Annotated in this window: 11 protein-coding genes, 2 tRNA genes and 1 pseudogene; 13 read left to right on the forward strand and 1 reads right to left on the reverse strand. The window is 64.5% G+C overall.

Going from position 1 to position 15955, the window contains the following annotated elements:
- Positions 1 to 359 precede the first annotated feature (359 nt).
- The 5 genes and pseudogenes from FDW81_RS05280 to FDW81_RS05300 all read left to right on the forward strand — a co-directional run bounded on the left by FDW81_RS05280 (position 360) and on the right by FDW81_RS05300 (position 4663).
- The gene (locus tag FDW81_RS05280) at positions 360 to 2435 is read left to right on the forward strand and encodes a DEAD/DEAH box helicase (protein WP_138133113.1); all 2076 of its coding nucleotides are present in this window, start codon (positions 360 to 362) and stop codon (positions 2433 to 2435) included.
- A 145-nt stretch (positions 2436 to 2580) separates the two neighbouring features.
- Positions 2581 to 3160: pseudogene (locus FDW81_RS05285) on the forward strand (dihydrofolate reductase family protein).
- 307 nt (positions 3161 to 3467) lie between these two features.
- A tRNA-Thr gene (locus tag FDW81_RS05290) sits at positions 3468 to 3539 on the forward strand.
- Positions 3540 to 3600: 61 nt separating this feature from the next.
- Positions 3601 to 3674 (forward strand) — tRNA-Met (locus FDW81_RS05295).
- A 338-nt stretch (positions 3675 to 4012) separates the two neighbouring features.
- Positions 4013 to 4663 carry an SDR family oxidoreductase gene (locus FDW81_RS05300; protein WP_138133114.1) on the forward strand — a complete coding sequence of 217 codons (651 nt, stop codon included), beginning with the start codon at positions 4013 to 4015 and terminating at the stop codon, positions 4661 to 4663.
- An 89-nt stretch (positions 4664 to 4752) separates the two neighbouring features.
- Here FDW81_RS05300 and FDW81_RS05305 read toward each other — a convergent pair whose 3' ends face one another.
- Positions 4753 to 5979 (reverse strand): ROK family protein, encoded by a 1227-nt coding sequence (locus tag FDW81_RS05305; protein ID WP_138133115.1) that lies wholly within the window; start codon positions 5977 to 5979, stop codon positions 4753 to 4755.
- A 261-nt stretch (positions 5980 to 6240) separates the two neighbouring features.
- Between FDW81_RS05305 and FDW81_RS05310 the strand changes: the two genes are divergently transcribed.
- From FDW81_RS05310 to FDW81_RS05345, 8 genes are all read left to right on the forward strand, one after another.
- Complete coding sequence (locus FDW81_RS05310; RefSeq protein WP_171027114.1) at positions 6241 to 7482, forward strand: ABC transporter substrate-binding protein; 1242 nt, start codon at positions 6241 to 6243, stop codon at positions 7480 to 7482.
- Between the two features lie 23 nt (positions 7483 to 7505).
- Positions 7506 to 8417, forward strand: a complete 912-nt coding sequence (locus FDW81_RS18595) for a carbohydrate ABC transporter permease (protein ID WP_138133117.1) — start codon at positions 7506 to 7508, stop codon at positions 8415 to 8417.
- On the forward strand, positions 8417 to 9325 hold the full coding sequence (locus FDW81_RS05320; RefSeq protein ID WP_138133118.1) for a carbohydrate ABC transporter permease: 909 nt from the start codon (positions 8417 to 8419) through the stop codon (positions 9323 to 9325). Before FDW81_RS18595 ends, FDW81_RS05320 begins: the two co-directional genes overlap by 1 nt.
- 105 nt (positions 9326 to 9430) lie before the next feature.
- Positions 9431 to 11110, forward strand: a complete 1680-nt coding sequence (locus FDW81_RS05325) for a glycoside hydrolase family 13 protein (RefSeq protein ID WP_240719972.1) — start codon at positions 9431 to 9433, stop codon at positions 11108 to 11110.
- Between the two features lie 99 nt (positions 11111 to 11209).
- The gene (locus tag FDW81_RS05330; protein ID WP_138133120.1) at positions 11210 to 12922 is read left to right on the forward strand and encodes a glycoside hydrolase family 13 protein; all 1713 of its coding nucleotides are present in this window, start codon (positions 11210 to 11212) and stop codon (positions 12920 to 12922) included.
- A gap of 81 nt (positions 12923 to 13003) precedes the next feature.
- Complete coding sequence (locus tag FDW81_RS05335) at positions 13004 to 13945, forward strand: aldo/keto reductase family oxidoreductase (protein ID WP_138133121.1); 942 nt, start codon at positions 13004 to 13006, stop codon at positions 13943 to 13945.
- A 166-nt stretch (positions 13946 to 14111) separates the two neighbouring features.
- Positions 14112 to 14975, forward strand: a complete 864-nt coding sequence (locus FDW81_RS05340; protein ID WP_138133122.1) for a CoA ester lyase — start codon at positions 14112 to 14114, stop codon at positions 14973 to 14975.
- 29 nt (positions 14976 to 15004) lie between these two features.
- A complete protein-coding gene (locus FDW81_RS05345; RefSeq protein WP_138133123.1) occupies positions 15005 to 15943 on the forward strand; it encodes a DUF2797 domain-containing protein in 939 nt (312 codons plus the stop codon).
- Positions 15944 to 15955: the final 12 nt, after the last annotated feature.

Consider the following 15955-nt stretch of genomic DNA (forward strand, 5'->3'; position numbering starts at 1 on the left):
CCGCCGCCGTCGAGCCTTCAATTACCGGTGGAGGCGGTGCGTGCCCTACACTTGAAACATCCCCCACTCCGGAAATCCCTTATTCCTGCCCAATTCTTGAGGCAGGACTGGCAAGTGTTGGGGCCCGCAACTGTGATGCGGGCATTTTCATAGGGAGAGCCGGCTAAAGAAAACGCTGTACAGACTGCTGGGATAGCAGCCAAGAGATGCAGCGCGAAGTCCTGCCATGGGATTGCGAAAGCGCCGGACTTCTGTGACCGGCCGGTCAATGTTTGCCCGGCATCCACGGCACACGTACTGCGGCTCCGCTCACCTCGGGTAGTGCCGCCTGGCCCCCTATGGATGAGGAATCCTTCCCTATGCCCGAAAACCAGAACGACATTACTGTCGAAGCCGCCGCCGGAATCGAATTCACCGAGCCCGCTGCCCCTGCAGCAGAGGCCGTGACAGAGTCCGCTGAGGCTCCCGCCGCCAAGGTTGAAACCGAAGAAGACGGCGTGCGCTTCGCCGATCTCGGCATCGACGGCCGCGTCCTCGCCGCCCTGCAGGACGTTGGCTACGAGAAGCCGTCGCCGATTCAGGCAGCAACCATCCCGCTGCTGCTTGAAGGCCGGGACGTTGTGGGCCTCGCCCAAACCGGCACCGGTAAGACTGCAGCATTCGCAGTACCGGCACTGTCCCGCCTGGCCGAGCTCCACGACCTCAACGGCCCCTCCCGCAAGACCCAGGCGCTGGTGCTGGCCCCCACCCGGGAGCTCGCGCTCCAGGTTGCAGAGGCCTTCACCTCCTACGCCAAGCACATTGACGACTTCACAGTCCTCCCTGTCTACGGCGGCTCCGCCTACGGCCCCCAGCTCGCAGGCCTGCGCCGCGGGGCCCAGGTTGTTGTCGGTACCCCCGGCCGCGTGATCGACCACATCTCGAAGGGTTCCCTGGACCTGTCCGAGCTTCAGTACCTGGTGCTGGACGAGGCTGACGAGATGCTGCGGATGGGCTTCGCCGAAGATGTGGAGCAGATCTTCCAGCAGACGCCTGCGGAGCGCCAGGTTGCGCTGTTCTCGGCCACCATGCCGAGCCAGATCCGCCGCATGTCCAAGCAGTACCTGAACGACCCGGCCGAGATTTCGGTCAAGTCCAAGACCACCACCGGCGCCAACACCCGCCAGCGGTATCTGCAGGTAATGGGCCCGCACAAGCTCGATGCCATGACCCGCATCCTCGAGGTTGAAGAGTTCGACGGCGTTATCGCCTTCGTGCGGACCAAGATGGCCACGGAGGACCTGGCTGACAAGCTGAAGTCCCGTGGCTTCCAGGCTGCCGCCATCAACGGTGACATTCCGCAGCAGCAGCGTGAACGCACTGTGGACGCGCTGAAGGAAGGCCGCATCGACATCCTGGTGGCCACCGACGTCGCGGCCCGTGGCCTTGACGTTGAGCGCATCAGCCACGTCATCAACTACGACATCCCGCACGACACCGAGTCCTACGTGCACCGCATCGGCCGCACCGGCCGGGCAGGCCGCTCGGGTGACGCGATTCTCTTCATGACGCCCCGCGAAAAGTACCTGCTGCGTTCCATCGAGAAGGCTACCCGCCAGCCGGTGGAGCAGATGCACCTGCCCACGGCCGAGACCGTGAACACCCTGCGCCTGGGCAAGTTCGCCGAGCGCATCACAGAAACCCTCGCCTCCGAGGACGTGGCTCCGTTCCGCGACCTCATCGCGTCCTACGAGGAAGAGCACAACGTTCCGGCCTCTGAGATCGCCGCAGCCCTTGCCGTGATGGCCCAGGGCGGACAGCCGCTGCTGGTCAAGGAGCTCCCCGCAGCTCCCGAGTTTCAGAAGCGCGAGCGCTCCAAGGACGGCTTCGGCTCCCGCGGCCCCACCCGTGCACTCACCGAGGGCAACGCCACCTACCGGATCGCCGTGGGACGCCGCCAGCGCGTCATGCCTGGTTCCATCGTGGGTGCCATCGCCAACGAGGGCGGCATCTCCTCGGCCCAGATCGGCGGCATCGACATCCGCTCGGACCACTCCCTGGTGGAGCTGCCCGCGGACCTGAGCCCCGAGCAGTTGCGTGCATTGTCCCGCACCCGGATCGGCGGCGAGCTGATCCACCTCGAACTGGACAACGGCCGCAAGCCCTCGGGCGACCGCGGCGCCTACCAAGGCAACCGCGGCGGCGACCGTGGCGGCAACTTCAAGGGCAGCGGCGGGTTCAAGAAGGAGTTCCGCAAGAACGACGGCGAGCGGTCCTCCGCTGACCGCGGCGGACGTTCGTACAGCGAGCGTTCCGAGCGTTCCTTCGGTGACAGCGGCGCCAGCCGCGGCCAGTCCGGCGATTCCCGCTTCGGCGGCCACGGCGACGGCTCCCGCAAGCCCCGCAACGGCAGTGATGGAGGCCACCGCGACTTCAACCGCAAGGGCAAGTGGTAAACCTTCGCGCAGCTTGAGTAATTGACGACGGCGATGGGCCGGCTTTCGAGCCGGCCCATCTGCGTTAACGGCTCTTCCTGCCTCGCATGGGGCGGGACAGCGTACTGCACGCTAATGTGGGGCACCGCAAAGCAAAGGGGGGCCCGTGGGCAAGGTAGTCATGTACGGTTCAGTGTCGGTGGACGGCTTCGTCGCGGACGAGAATGACCAGCCCGGACCGCTGTTCGACTGGTTGTCCGACGGTGACGTCCCATTGGACGAGAGCGGCGAGGTGAAGGTTCCTCAGACGTCCTAGGACTACCCCCGGCCGTACTGGGACAGGATCGGGGTGACACTCGTCGGCGCCACGTCTTCGACCTGACGGACGGCTGGGACGGGAAGCCTCCGAGCCGGATCGACCACGTGGTCGTCGTGACGCACCGCCCGCAGCCCGAGGGCGGGACCCCGAGGCGCCATTTCACTTCGTCGACGGCGTCGAGGCAGCCCTAGCCAAGGCGCAAGAGCTTGCGGGCGGCCGCATTGTCGAGGTCGCCGCTGGTGACGTCGGTGGCCAGATGCTTGCCGCGGGCCTGGTAGGCGAGGTGCGCATGGACGTCGTACCCGCCGTGTTCGGGTCCGGCAAGCGCTACTTCAGGTCCGTCCAAGCGCAGCACCGGTTGGAGGATCCGGACGTGGTGATTCAGGGCAACCGGGTGCTTCACCTGCGCTGCCAGGTGCGCCATTGACCGATCTGAGCCGGCATGCAAAGAAGTCGAGGTCCTTCAGGGCGGTTGCGGGAGAGCGGACTGGCTGAAGTCCCGGTGTGCCCAGAAAACTCGGGACGGGGTGTGGGACTGGACACATCACTGCCGTCGACCAGTCCGCAATGGGCCCTGTAAAGGGTCACCAGGGCCCGCAGCTTGCCCGCGTCTCCCAGTAACGGCGCGGAAAACCCGGGTTGCCGGGATGCGGAACACGCAGGTTGAAGCGCTCCGGCTGCCTTTGGAGCCGATTTGTTGGTGGGAAAATCTTCCGGTAGAGTATTTACTCGTTGCCCCCCTAGCTCAGTGGTAGAGCGCGTTCTTGGTAAGAACGAGGTCACCGGATCGATTCCGGTGGGGGGCTCTGAATGAGGGCCTGTGTCAAGGCGGTTTTGACCGGCTTGACACAGGTTTTTCTCATTCGTGGCGGTGTAGCTCAGTTGGTTAGAGCGCACGACTCATAATCGTGAGGTCGGGAGATCGAGCCTCCCCACCGCTACAGGCTAAGCCCCCGGAATCCGCGAGACTCCGGGGGTTTTTCCGTTTAAGCCGCCGGTGCTCCGGGCCGGAGTACGCCAGCGCTCCATCACCTCCTGCAACACATGTGGCGGCCGCCTTCATCAGAAGTTATTGAGTGGTGAGCCAAAAGCCGCGGGAGGTATGGGGGATTGCAGGAAAAGCTGCAGAAGATGATGGGGCGTCGCTGCAGGGCCTGCAAGGATGCCAAACAGGGGCCGGCCGCGGGGCGGTGTACCTGTGTCACCGCATCCAGACCTGAACGGGGCGGACCCTGCGCGCCGGGGTGGCATCAGCGGGGCCGGGGAGCAGAATGGGTGCATGACCCGAATCGCAATCATCGGCGGCCACGGCAAAGTGGCGCTGCACCTGTCCAGGCTTCTTACCGAGGAAGGCCACCGTGTCACCTCGTTTTTCCGGAACCCCAACCATGCCGCCGCGGTCGCCGAAACGGGCGCAACGCCGTCGGTCCTGGATGTGGAAAATGCTGTGACGGCGGCCATCGCCGAAGCGCTGCAGGGCCACGATGCCGTGGTCTGGTCGGCAGGCGCAGGCGGCGGGAACCCGGCGCGCACCTATGCCGTTGACCGCGATGCGGCGATCCGCTCGATGGATGCCGCGGCGCGGGCCGGGGTCAGCCGCTACGTGATGGTGTCCTATCTGGGCGCCCGGAAGGACCACGGCATCCCCGAGGACAACGGCTTCTTTCCCTATGCAGAGGCCAAGGCGGCCGCTGATGATTACCTCCGCGGGACGGACCTGGCCTGGACCGTTTTGGGTCCCGGCTCCCTGACGGACAAGCCGGGGAGCGGTCTGATCGACGTCGACCCCTCACCGGAGGGCAGCCGCGAAACCTCCCGCAGCAACACGGCAAGTGTTGCCGTGGCAGTGCTGGACCTGCCGGAAACCGCGGGCAGGACGATCGAATTCTGTGACGGCAGCCTGCCTATCGCCGCCGCCCTGCAGCCCTAGCGTCGACTGCGACTGCGGGGAAAGTAACGAAGGCACGCCCCGGAGGTCCCGGATCTTCAGGTGGCCGCAAAAAATCTGCCTGGACCAGGTCACGATACGGGCTGGGCAGGTTTCGGCAACGAAGCGGGATGAAGGTCCAGTGCGTGCTCTTCGACGTAATCCAGGGCTAGGCGGATAGCACCGATGGAAACGATGCCATCTCCAAGGGAAGAGGCCTCCACCCGGGGCGGAGTGAAAGTATATTTCGGCAGCTCCTCCTCGATGACAGGGATGAGTGCGCGCGCAGAGGCTGCGACGCCTCCTGCAAGGACAACAAGCTCGGGATTTACCAGCGTGCTCACGGAGCCGATCACACGGGCCATGCGACGTGCAACCCGGTTGAGAACGCCCTGTGCGACGTGGTCGCCGTCGCTGGCGGCGGCAAACACCATCTCGGCCGTAAGGCTCGCCGGGGCACCGCCGCATAGCTCGTGCAGCTGGGTTTTAGCGCCGCAGGCGAGCGCTTCCTGGCCCCAAAACGCTACATAGTGAGCAATGCCGAGGGTGTCGCCGACACCCTCGACATTCCCCAGGTATCCCAGCTCGCCAAAGCCGCCAAGCTGTCCGTGCAGCAGGCGGCCGGATTCCAGTACGCCGGCGCCGAGACGGTCCCCGGCAAGCATGACGACGAGGTTGTCGACGCCCTGGGCCATGCCGCGCCAGCGCTCAGCCAGGGTGGCAAGGTTGGCGTCGTTCTCCAGAAGCACATGCCAGCCGTGCCGCTCGGAGACAAGCCGGCGGACATCGAAAGATTTCCAGAACTCCTGGACCGTGAGGACTTCGCCGTCACGACTCACCGGAGCGGCGACTCCAACGGATACGGCCAGGACGGAGTCCGCGGATACTGCCGCCTTCTCCAAGGCCTCCGCGGTGATGTGGTCCAGCACATCGGCGCGCTCGCCAGCGGGAACGTTGTGCGCCCGGAAGGGCATGGTTACCCGGGAGAGGGCCTTTCCCGCCATATCGGCGACGATGGCAGTGATCTTATTGGCCCCGATGTCGATGCCTAAAACGGTGGCTGCGCCGTCGTCGAAAACGAACCTGCGTGCAGGCCTGCCCTTCAGGTATCCCTCGGCAACGCGTTGGTTTTCCAGTTCCCGGAGCCATCCGAGGCGGACGAGCTCATCACAGATCGAGATAACCGTGGCCCGGGAAAGCCCGGTGGCCGCCATTAGGTCGGTGCCTGTCACGATGCCGGCACCGCGCATTGCCTTGAGCATCGCGCTGGCGTTGACCCTCCGCACCAGCTGCGTCGACGGTGCAGTCTGCGTGATCATCGGGCGCTCCCATTCTGGCCTGCTCATAGGACCCATCCCAGGCGGTTCTAAATTTAGGCCATAAATATAGCTGAAGAAACATATTCCGGAGTGCTTGACGCTCACGCCAAGGCGCCCATACTATCGATAGGAAGTAAATTTAGCTCTTATATAAAACGGCAACGGCTGGCGAAGGTTTGGCCGTCCCCGCCGTGATGCTGCGGCATTCTGCCGCACCACGAAAGGACGAGGGTGTCTTTGAAATTGACGCGCACACTACGCATGGCAGTGCTGGCTCTATGCCTTCCCCTGCTCGCCGGCCTCCTCTCAGGCTGCACCGGAGACTCCGGAAAGGAGACCATCCGGTTCACGTTCAGTAAGCGGGAGGCCATCGGTTTTATGACGAAGCTCGTAGCCGACTACAACGCCTCGCAGGACGAGACGGAGGTCGTGCTGGACACTTCAGGGGTTGACGTCGTTTCAGCAAGTTTTGTCCGGGGTAATCCGCCGGACATTGCCCTCGCGAACTACAACATGGAAACGGCCAGGTTCGTGCAGCGCGGCGCGCTAAGTGACCTGTCCGGAACACAGGCTTCCACCCGGATCCGGAAGGACCTCCAGCCTCTGATGGACCAGTACGGCTCTTATCCGGACCGGACCAGCGCCCTTCCGTACTCGATCATGGCGTCCTCCGTGATCTACAACAAGGAGATCTTCGCCGCCCACGGCATCGAGGTGCCTAAGACCTGGAGTGAACTGCTTGCAGCATGCGATGCGCTGAAAGCCGCCGGTGTCGCACCGTTCTACGGCACGTGGAAGGACGACTGGACAGTTGCCCAGGGATGGTTCGACTATTCCGTGGGCGGCCAGGTCGACACCCTTGACTTCTTCGAAAAGCTTGCCGAAGCAGGCACGGGGGTCGGACCGGACTCGCCGGCGTCGTTTCAAAAAGACTTTGAACAGCCGGTCGGGAAGATGCTGAAATTGGCGGGAACCTATGTGAACAAGGACGCCGCCAGCCGGGGCTACGGCGACGGGAACCTCGCGTTTGCGCAGGGCAAGGCAGCGATGTACCTGCAGGGCCCGTGGGCATTCAGCGAGATCGCCAAGACCGCCCCCGACCTCCAGCTCGGTACGTTTCCGCTTCCGATGACGGAGAACCCGGAAGACCTGCGCGTGCGGGTCAACGTCGACCTCGCGGCGTGGATTCCGGAGGGCTCCAAGCACAAGGACGCTGCCCGCGACTTCCTGGAGTTTCTCTACCAGCCCGAAAATATTGAAGCGTACAACAAGTCGCAGCTGGGCTTCACGCCCACTGTCGACGCCGACGCAGCACTGGACCCGCGAATTGAGGGGATGGTCGAGTACTACGAGAAGGGCCATGTTTACCAGGGACCCTCGGTGCTGGTGCCGCGCACAATCCCCATCATGAATTACACCCAGGCGCTCGTGTTGGGCGCAGATCCTGCAGCCACCTTCCGAACACTCGACGCTGACTGGGCGCGCCTGGCCTTTCGCCAGTAGCGCAGAACAAGGGAGCCAGACACATGTCCACCACCACAACAACCAGACGGGGGCAGGGTCGCCCCCAAAGCCGCAGCAAGCGGCGGGTCGAACCGGTTTTCTACTTTTTCCTCTTGCCGAGCCTGGTGCTCTTCACCCTGGCGATCACGGTGCCCGGCCTGGTCGGCATCTTCTTCAGCTTCACAGACTCCATCGGAATCGGTGACTGGAAGTTCGCCGGGCTGACCAACTACATCGCAATCTTCAGCGATCCCGCGATTCTGCAGAGCTATCTGTTTACCTTCGGCTTCTCGCTTATCACCGTGCTGGTGGTGAACATCATCGCCTTCCTCCTGGCCGTAGGGCTCACCTCGCAGATCCGCATGAAAACAGCGCTGAGGACCATCTTCGTCATACCGATGGTGGTCTCCGGCATCATCATCGCCTATGTTTTCAATTTCCTGTTCTCAAACTCGCTGCCCTCAGCAGGGGCGGGGTCGGGCATCTCCTGGCTCGAGACAAGCCTCCTTGCAAACCCCGACCTTGCATGGGTTGCCATCGTGGTGGTTACCGCCTGGCAGGCCGTGCCCGGGGCGCTCCTTATCTACATCGCCGGTCTCGTCTCGATTCCCGGAGACGTCTACGAGGCCGCAGAGATCGACGGCGCGAGCAAGTTCCAGCAACTCCTGAAGATCACCGCGCCGCTCGTGGCCGGCTACGTGGTGATCAACATTATTCTCGGATTCAAGGGCTTCCTTAACGCCTACGACATCATCGTCGGACTCACGAACGGTGGCCCGGGAACCTCAACAAGAAGCATTGCGATGACCGTCATCGCGGGCTTCAACGGTGGCGACTATGCCTACCAGATGGCCAACGCGACGATCTTCTTCATCGTTGCTGTCCTCATCTCTCTCCTGCAGCTTTCGCTGACGCGCGGACGGAACACACTCTAATGACCACATCAACCATCCTCACTGCCGAGGAACCCCACGGCACCGAATCAGGCTCCGCCAGCAGCGGACGAAGCCCACGTTTGAAGGTCGAGCGTGTGAACTGGCCGGGTACCGTCATCCTGGTCCTCTGTGCGGTCACGGTTCTGCTTCCGCTTTACGTGAGCCTGTCCATGGCTTTCAAAACCCAAGGGCAGGCTGTGGACGGCAACGCCTTTTCATTCCCTGCGCCTTTCAGTGTGGACGGTTTTGTCCAAGCGTGGACGTTGACGAATTTCCCCGTCGGCGCCGCAATGTCGTTGCTGGTCACTGCGGGGACTGTAGTGGCGACGATTGTGCTGGCCGCGTTTGCCTCATATGCGATCGTGCGCAACTGGGAACGCCGGTTGTTCCGGTACTCCTTTTACTACCTGCTCGCAGCAATGTTCATCCCGTTTCCGGTCGTTGCGCTGCCGCAAATCCAGTTGACCGGCCGCCTTGGCCTGGACAACCCCATGGGTGTGATCCTGCTCGCCACCATGTTTCAGTTGAGCTTCAGTGTTCTGCTGTTCACGGCGTTCCTGCGGTCAATCCCGATGGAATTGGAAGAGAGCGCCCGCATGGACGGCGCCACGACCTGGCAGACTTTCTGGAAACTGATCTTTCCCCTGCTTGCGCCAATGAGTGCCACTGTCGGCATTTTTGCGTTCCTGTACGCCTGGAATGACTTCATGATGCCTTCGTTGATCATTTCCGACCCGGCACTGCAAACCCTTCCCGTTCGGCAGAATCTGTTCCAGACTCAGTTCAGCAACAACTACCACGTGTCCTTTGCGTCCTACCTGATGGCCATGGCTCCGGCCATCGTGGCATATCTCTTTACCCAGCGATGGGTCATGGCCGGCGTCACACAGGGTGCCGTCAAGGGCTGAGCCTGCCGTCCTCGGCCCGGCCCCCAGCCGGAGCCGACATCCCACAGAAGAACAGCCCGCATGCAAGCCATCAATAACTCCAGCGCCCCGGAAAGGGGAAACTGCTTGTCCATCCTCGCCAGCCAGACGCCCAACGCCGACAACGGACTCACCGACGCCACCAACTGGTGGCGACAGGCTGCGGTTTACCAGATCTACCCGCGCAGCTTCGCCGACTCGAACGGTGACGGGATCGGTGACCTGAAGGGCATCACCGGGAAGGTGCCTTACTTGAAGAGCCTGGGAGTCGATGCCGTGTGGCTTAGCCCGTTTTACCCCTCGGCCTTGGCCGACGGCGGTTACGACGTAGATGACTACCGCAACGTCGATCCCATCATCGGCAGCCTGGCGGACTTCGACGCGATGGCCGCGGCTCTGCATGCCGCGGGAATCAAGGTGATCGTGGATATTGTCCCGAACCACTCTTCCAACCGGCACGCATGGTTCCAGGAAGCCCTGGCCACGCCTAAGGGGTCAGCGGCCCGGCAGCGGTACCACTTCCGGGACGGGGCGGGTGAACATGGCGAGCTGCCGCCGTCGGACTGGACAGCCGCTTTCGGCGGCCCGGCGTGGTCGCAGGTGGACGACGGGCAGTGGTATCTGCACACCTTCACTCCGGAACAGCCGGACTGGAACTGGGACAACCCGGAGGTCCGTGCAGACTTCCTCACTACTCTGCGCTTCTGGGCAGATCGGGGCGTGGACGGCTTCCGCGTGGACGTGGCCAATCTTCTGGTCAAGGACCTCCGCGCCGAACTTCCCAGCAAACAGGAACTGGGGTCAATGGACCGTACCTCCGGCACACACCCCCTGATGGACCGGGACGAAGTCCATGAGATCTACGCCGAGTGGCGCAAGGTATTCAACGAATATGACCCGCCGCGGTTTGCTGTGGCGGAGGCCTGGGTGGAGACCGCTGCGCGGCGCGCCAAGTACGCTTCCCCTGAAGGGCTTGGGCAGGCTTTCAGCTTCGACCTGCTCCTGGCCGACTTCAACGCTGCCCAGTTCCGCACCATCATCACCGACAACCTTGAACAGGCCCGCCTCACGGGCTCCACCACCACCTGGGTGTTCTCCAACCACGACGTCACCCGCCACGCCACCCGGTACGGTCTGGAACCGCTCAATGGGCGGCCGGGGAAACCGGGGGTGGACTGGGTCAAAGCCGGCGGTCCCCGCGAAGCACTGGACATGGAAGGAGGTCTTCGCCGGGCCAAGGCCGCTACGTTGCTCATGCTCGCCCTTCCGGGCTCTGCGTACCTCTATCAGGGAGAGGAACTGGGGCTGCATGAGGTGGCAGACATCCCGGCTGACCAGCGCCAGGACCCGTCATTTTTCAGGGGAGCCGAGTACGACGGACTGGGCCGGGACGGCTGCCGTGTGCCTCTGCCGTGGGAACCGTCCGGACCTTCCTTCGGCTTCGGTACCAACAGCGCCCACCTGCCCCAGCCGGACTGGTTTTCCGAGTACGCAGCCAGCTCCCAGGAGCGCGACATGAAATCAACCCTGCACTTCTACCGCCAGGCCTTGGCGCTGCGGCACAAACTCCAGGGTCCCGAGACCCTGGAATGGAGCCAAGGGGGAGACGAACAGGTGCTGCACTTTATGCGCCCCGGCGGCTGGCGCGTCGTTGCGAACTTCGGTACCGCCGCCGTCGAACTTCCTGACGGCGAGGTCCTGATCTCCAGCGGCGGGATCGAGGACGGCAGGCTCCCGGGAGAATCAACCGCCTGGCTCAGGGCCTAAAGCGGCGTCGGGCGGGAGCCAGGGTTGCTGTTGACCTTCCCCGCCCACCCAGCACATACTGTTCAAAACAAAATTTAGATTCTAAATAAAAGGAGCGTTGTGAGCACAACCGCCACCCTGGCAACCCTTTCCGATTCCGACCGCCTGGCCGATCCGAACTGGTGGCGCCAGGCCTCCGTCTACCAGATCTACCCGCGGAGCTTCGCCGACTCCAACGGTGACGGCATTGGTGACCTCAGGGGCATCACCTCGAAGGTCCCGTACCTGAAGTCCCTGGGGATCGACGCCGTCTGGCTGAGCCCGTTCTACCCCTCGGCGCTCGCTGACGGGGGCTACGACGTGGACGACTACCGCGACGTGGACCCCAAGCTGGGCACCCTGGAGGACTTCGACGAAATGGCAGCCGCGCTGCATGAGGCCGGCATCAAGCTGATCGCGGACATCGTCCCCAACCACTCCTCGAACCGGCACAAGTGGTTCCAGGAGGCACTGGCTTCGCCCAAGGGTTCTCCTGCCCGGGACCGCTACATCTTCCGGGACGGCAAGGGACCGAACGGCGAGTTCCCGCCGTCGGACTGGGACTCCGTCTTCGGCGGCCCGGCCTGGGAGCGCATCACCGAACCGGACGGCACCCCCGGCCAGTGGTACATGCACATCTTCGCGAAGGAACAGCCGGACCTGAACTGGTCCAACCGGGAAATCCGCGAAGACTTCCTGAAGACCCTGCGCTTCTGGTCGGACCGCGGCGTGGACGGCTTCCGCGTCGATGTGGCACATGCGCTGACCAAGGACCTCACCGAGCCGCTGCTGTCCAAGCTGGAGCTGAGCGCGGCCAACACGGGCGTGGACGGGTTCGACGACGGCACGCACCCCTTCTGGGACCGTGACGAAGTGCATGAGATCTACGCCGAATGGCGCGAGGTGTTCAACGAGTACAACCCGCCGCGCACCGCGGTGGCCGAGGCATGGGTTCACGCCACTCGCCGGGCCCGCTACGCCAGCCCGCAGGGGCTTGGCCAGGCCTTCAACTTCGACCTGCTGCAGGCCGATTTCGACGCCGCCGAGTACAAGGAAATCATTACCCGCAACCTGGCCGAGGCGGCCGCCACCGGTGCCTCGTCCACCTGGGTCTTCTCCAACCACGATGTGGTGCGCCACGCCACCCGCTACGGCCTGCCGCAGGTTTCCAAAGGCAAGGAACGCACCAAGGGCCAGGACGGCAAGGAGTGGCTGCTCGCCGGCGGACCCAAGGAGGAACTGGATGTGGAGCTCGGTGAACGCCGCGCCCGCGCAGCCACCTTGCTGATGCTCGCTGTGCCCGGCTCCGCCTACCTCTACCAGGGTGAGGAACTGGGCCTGCAGGAAGTGGCCGAGATCCCCGAATCCGAGCGGCAGGACCCTTCCTTCTTCCGCAACAAGGGCGTGGAGATCGGCCGCGACGGCTGCCGGGTCCCGCTGCCGTGGAAGGTCGAGGGAACCTCCTTCGGGTTCGGCGACGGCGGCGCACACCTGCCCCAGCCCGACTGGTTCAGCAAGTACGCCGTCGAGGCGCAGGACGGGACCGAGGGTTCCACCCTGGAGCTGTACCGCAAGGCCCTGAAGCTCCGCCATGAACTGCTGACGGACGAGGAGCTGGAGTGGGTGGAGACCGGCAACCCGGAGGTCCTGCACTTCCGCCGACCCAATGGCTGGCAGTCAGTAACCAACTTCGGGGACACCGCCGCCGACCTTCCCGCCGGCGAGGTGCTGGTCACCAGCGCACCCCTGGAGGACGGCAAGCTGCCTGCCAACACCACTGCATGGCTGCGCTGATCCCCGGCGGCCGTCCCTCGGGACGGCCGCACGCCGGTGACGCGCTGGTGCGGGGGCTGGGATGATGCAGGAACTGATCTAATGCAGGAGCTGATCTATGGCTGCATGGGCCTGGGCGGCAGCTGGTCTGACGAGCCGCACGCCGGCGAGCAGGTGGACGAGGCAGCTGCCGCCGTCGAGGCCGCCCTGGATGCCGGGATTACCTTGTTCGACCATGCCGACATCTACCGCAGCGGCAAGTCCGAGACCGTGTTCGGCGAGGTGCTGGCCGCCGCTCCGGGCCTCCGGGACCGTATCCGGCTGCAGACCAAGTGCGGCATCAGGCTGAACGAACGCGGCCTGCAAACGCACTATGACCTGAGCCGGGACGCCATCCTTGAGCGCGTTAACGGGAGCCTGAAGCGGCTGCGGACGGACTACGTTGACATCCTCCTGCTGCACCGCCCGGACCCGCTGACGAACCCGGCTGAGGTGGCAGCCGCCGTCGGGCAGCTGATGGCGGAAGGCAAGGTCCGGCAGCTCGGCGTGTCCAACATGTCAGGGGCGCAGATCGAGGCGCTGCAGGACCGGTTGGAAACGCCGGTGGTGGCGAACCAGCTCGAGATGAGCCTGTTGAAGCGGGCCTGGCTGGAAAGCCAGGTGCTGGTGAACCACGCCGAGCACCTGGACTACAGCTTCCCGCACGGCACCCTGGAGTACTGCGTCCGGAACTCCATCACCCTGCAGGCCTATGGTTCCCTGGCCAAAGGCCTGTACACGGGCGCGGAACCGGAAAGCCCCACATCCGCCGAGGCAGCCACCGCGGATCTCGTCGCTGAACTGGCCGGCGAGTACGGCAGCACGGGGGAGTCGGTACTGCTGGGCTGGCTGATGAAGCACCCGGCCGGCATCGCGCCGGTCATCGGGACCATCAATCCCGGCCGCATCCGGGCCTGCTCGGACGCGGCCCGCGTGGCCCAGGCCATGAGCCGCGCGGACTGGTACAAACTGTGGGTCACTGCGCGGGGCAGTAACATCCCCTGACCCACCCAACTGGGCAGCAGCAAGTGCCGTTACGGGGCCTACCAGCGGCACTTGCTGCCCCCTGCGTTCGCCAGGGCCCGAGTCATATCCTGTTTAGTTCGTATTGATCCTCACAAGGTGGCCATTTTCTGCGGCGTGCCGGTTGCCGGGCGGATACGGTAGATACATGACGTCTACCATCGCCACCGAGACCGTAAGGCCGGAACGCAATATCCCCGCAGAGATCGCCCGCTCCTGGCTCCTCGTGAATGCCATGAAGCCGGAGCTTTTCGACCAGTCGGCAGTCTCCCGCGCCGACTCGATCATCCTGGATATTGAAGATGCGGTGGACCCTTCCCAGAAGGACCAGGCCCGGAACAACGTCATCGACTGGCTGACCGCCGGCGGCAAGGCCTGGGTCCGCATCAACGACGCCACCAGCCCCTTCTGGGCCGACGACCTCGCCGGCCTCCGCGGCACCCCTGGCCTGCTCGGCGTCATGCTCGCCAAGACCGAATCCGCGGACCAGGTCACCGAAAGCTTCCACCGCATGGACGGCAAGACCCCCGTGATCCCGCTGGTGGAATCCGCCGTCGGCATCGAGGAAGCCAACAACATCGCCAAGGCCCAGGGCGCCTTCCGCCTCGCCTTCGGCTCCGGCGACTTCCGCCGCGACACCGGCATGGCGGCCACTCCGGAAGCCATGGCCTACCCGCGTGCCAAGCTCGTGGTCGCCAGCCGCGTGGGCAACCTCCCGGGCCCCATCGACGGCCCCACAGTGGGCACAAACCATCCCATTCTGCGCGAGCAGACTGGCATCACCGTGATGATGGGCATGACCGGCAAGCTCTGCCTGGCCATCGACCAGACCCCCGTCATCAACGAGGTCATCAGCCCAACGCCGTCGGACGTCGCCTGGGCCACCGACTTCATGGCTGACTTCGAAGCCAACGGCCGCGTCATCAGGGACGGCTCGGACCTGCCCCGCCTGGGCCGCGCCGAGAAGATCATGAAGCTCGCGGTAGCCTTTGGGGTGCAGCCCGCGCTGTAGCACCCACACTTTTCATTCCAGGAGACCCCGTGACCGCGACGCCCTATCTGGTACACGGGGTCTTTTGGCCCGCGCACGATGATATCGCCGGTTCATCCGACGCCCCTCCCGTGCTGCGCCTGCAGGCACCGGACGGCACCTTCAGGGAAACAGCGCTCGACGACGGCACGCGACTGGGCTTCCGGCTCGCCGCGGAAGGGAAGTCCTGCCTGGGCCACTACCGGGTGCACGGCCCAGCCCGCCGTGACCACGTGCTGTGCAGGAACAGCTCTCCCTCCGTCCGGGGCCACCAGTGCGACAGGTGCTTCATGCAGGACGAGTTCCGGCTGATGCATGAGTTCCACCGCGGCGGCGGTGTCCCGTCCGGCCTGCGCAGCTACTTGATGCAGCCGCACTGGCTCTATGTCGCAACCTTCGCCGACGGCGCCAGCAAGGTGGGAACGGCCTCGGACCTGCGCAAGTGGCAGCGGCTGGCCGAACAGGGCGCCGTGGCCGCCAGCTACGTAGCCCGCGCCGGGGACGGGCGGGTGGTCCGGGTCCTGGAGGACCTGGTAACGAGCAATGGCGGCCTGCCGCAGCAGGTGCGTTCTGCCGCCAAGGCAGCGGCCCTGGCAGCCCCGGCTCCCGCCGACCGGATCAAGGCCCGTAACTCCGCCCTCGCAGCCGTCGCGCGTAAGGTGGCGTCCACCGCAGGTGAAGAGGGGTTTGAGCTTGTGGACGAGACTTGGACCAGGCCCGGACTCGCTGGCCGGCTGTGCTCGGAAACGGCGCGGCATGCCTACCCCCATTCCCTGGAATCAGATGCCCACGGCTTCACCATCCGGTCCGTTTGCGGCAGCTTTGCCTTGGCAAGCCTGGATGGCGCGGATCTGGAGTTCGTGGTGGACCTGGGCCGGCTCAAGGGCCGCACCATAGAACTCGGAGACCACCGCTCGGATGTACCCGCGGTCCAGGAAGCGCTGTTCTGACTCCCGGTAGAC

This window comes from Pseudarthrobacter sp. NamB4 (assembly GCF_005796185.1).
Taxonomy (GTDB): Bacteria; Actinomycetota; Actinomycetes; order Actinomycetales; family Micrococcaceae; genus Arthrobacter.

Coding starts and splice junctions, on each gene's coding strand:
- FDW81_RS05280 (WP_138133113.1), top strand. CDS start 360: ATGCCCGAAAACCAGAACGACATTACTGTCGAAGCCGCCGCCGGAATC.
- FDW81_RS05335 (WP_138133121.1), top strand. CDS start 13,004: ATGCAGGAGCTGATCTATGGCTGCATGGGCCTGGGCGGCAGCTGGTCT.
- FDW81_RS05320 (WP_138133118.1), top strand. CDS start 8,417: ATGACCACATCAACCATCCTCACTGCCGAGGAACCCCACGGCACCGAA.
- FDW81_RS05305 (WP_138133115.1), bottom strand. CDS start 5,979: ATGATCACGCAGACTGCACCGTCGACGCAGCTGGTGCGGAGGGTCAAC.
- FDW81_RS18595 (WP_138133117.1), top strand. CDS start 7,506: ATGTCCACCACCACAACAACCAGACGGGGGCAGGGTCGCCCCCAAAGC.
- FDW81_RS05310 (WP_171027114.1), top strand. CDS start 6,241: ATGGCAGTGCTGGCTCTATGCCTTCCCCTGCTCGCCGGCCTCCTCTCA.
- FDW81_RS05340 (WP_138133122.1), top strand. CDS start 14,112: ATGACGTCTACCATCGCCACCGAGACCGTAAGGCCGGAACGCAATATC.
- FDW81_RS05300 (WP_138133114.1), top strand. CDS start 4,013: ATGACCCGAATCGCAATCATCGGCGGCCACGGCAAAGTGGCGCTGCAC.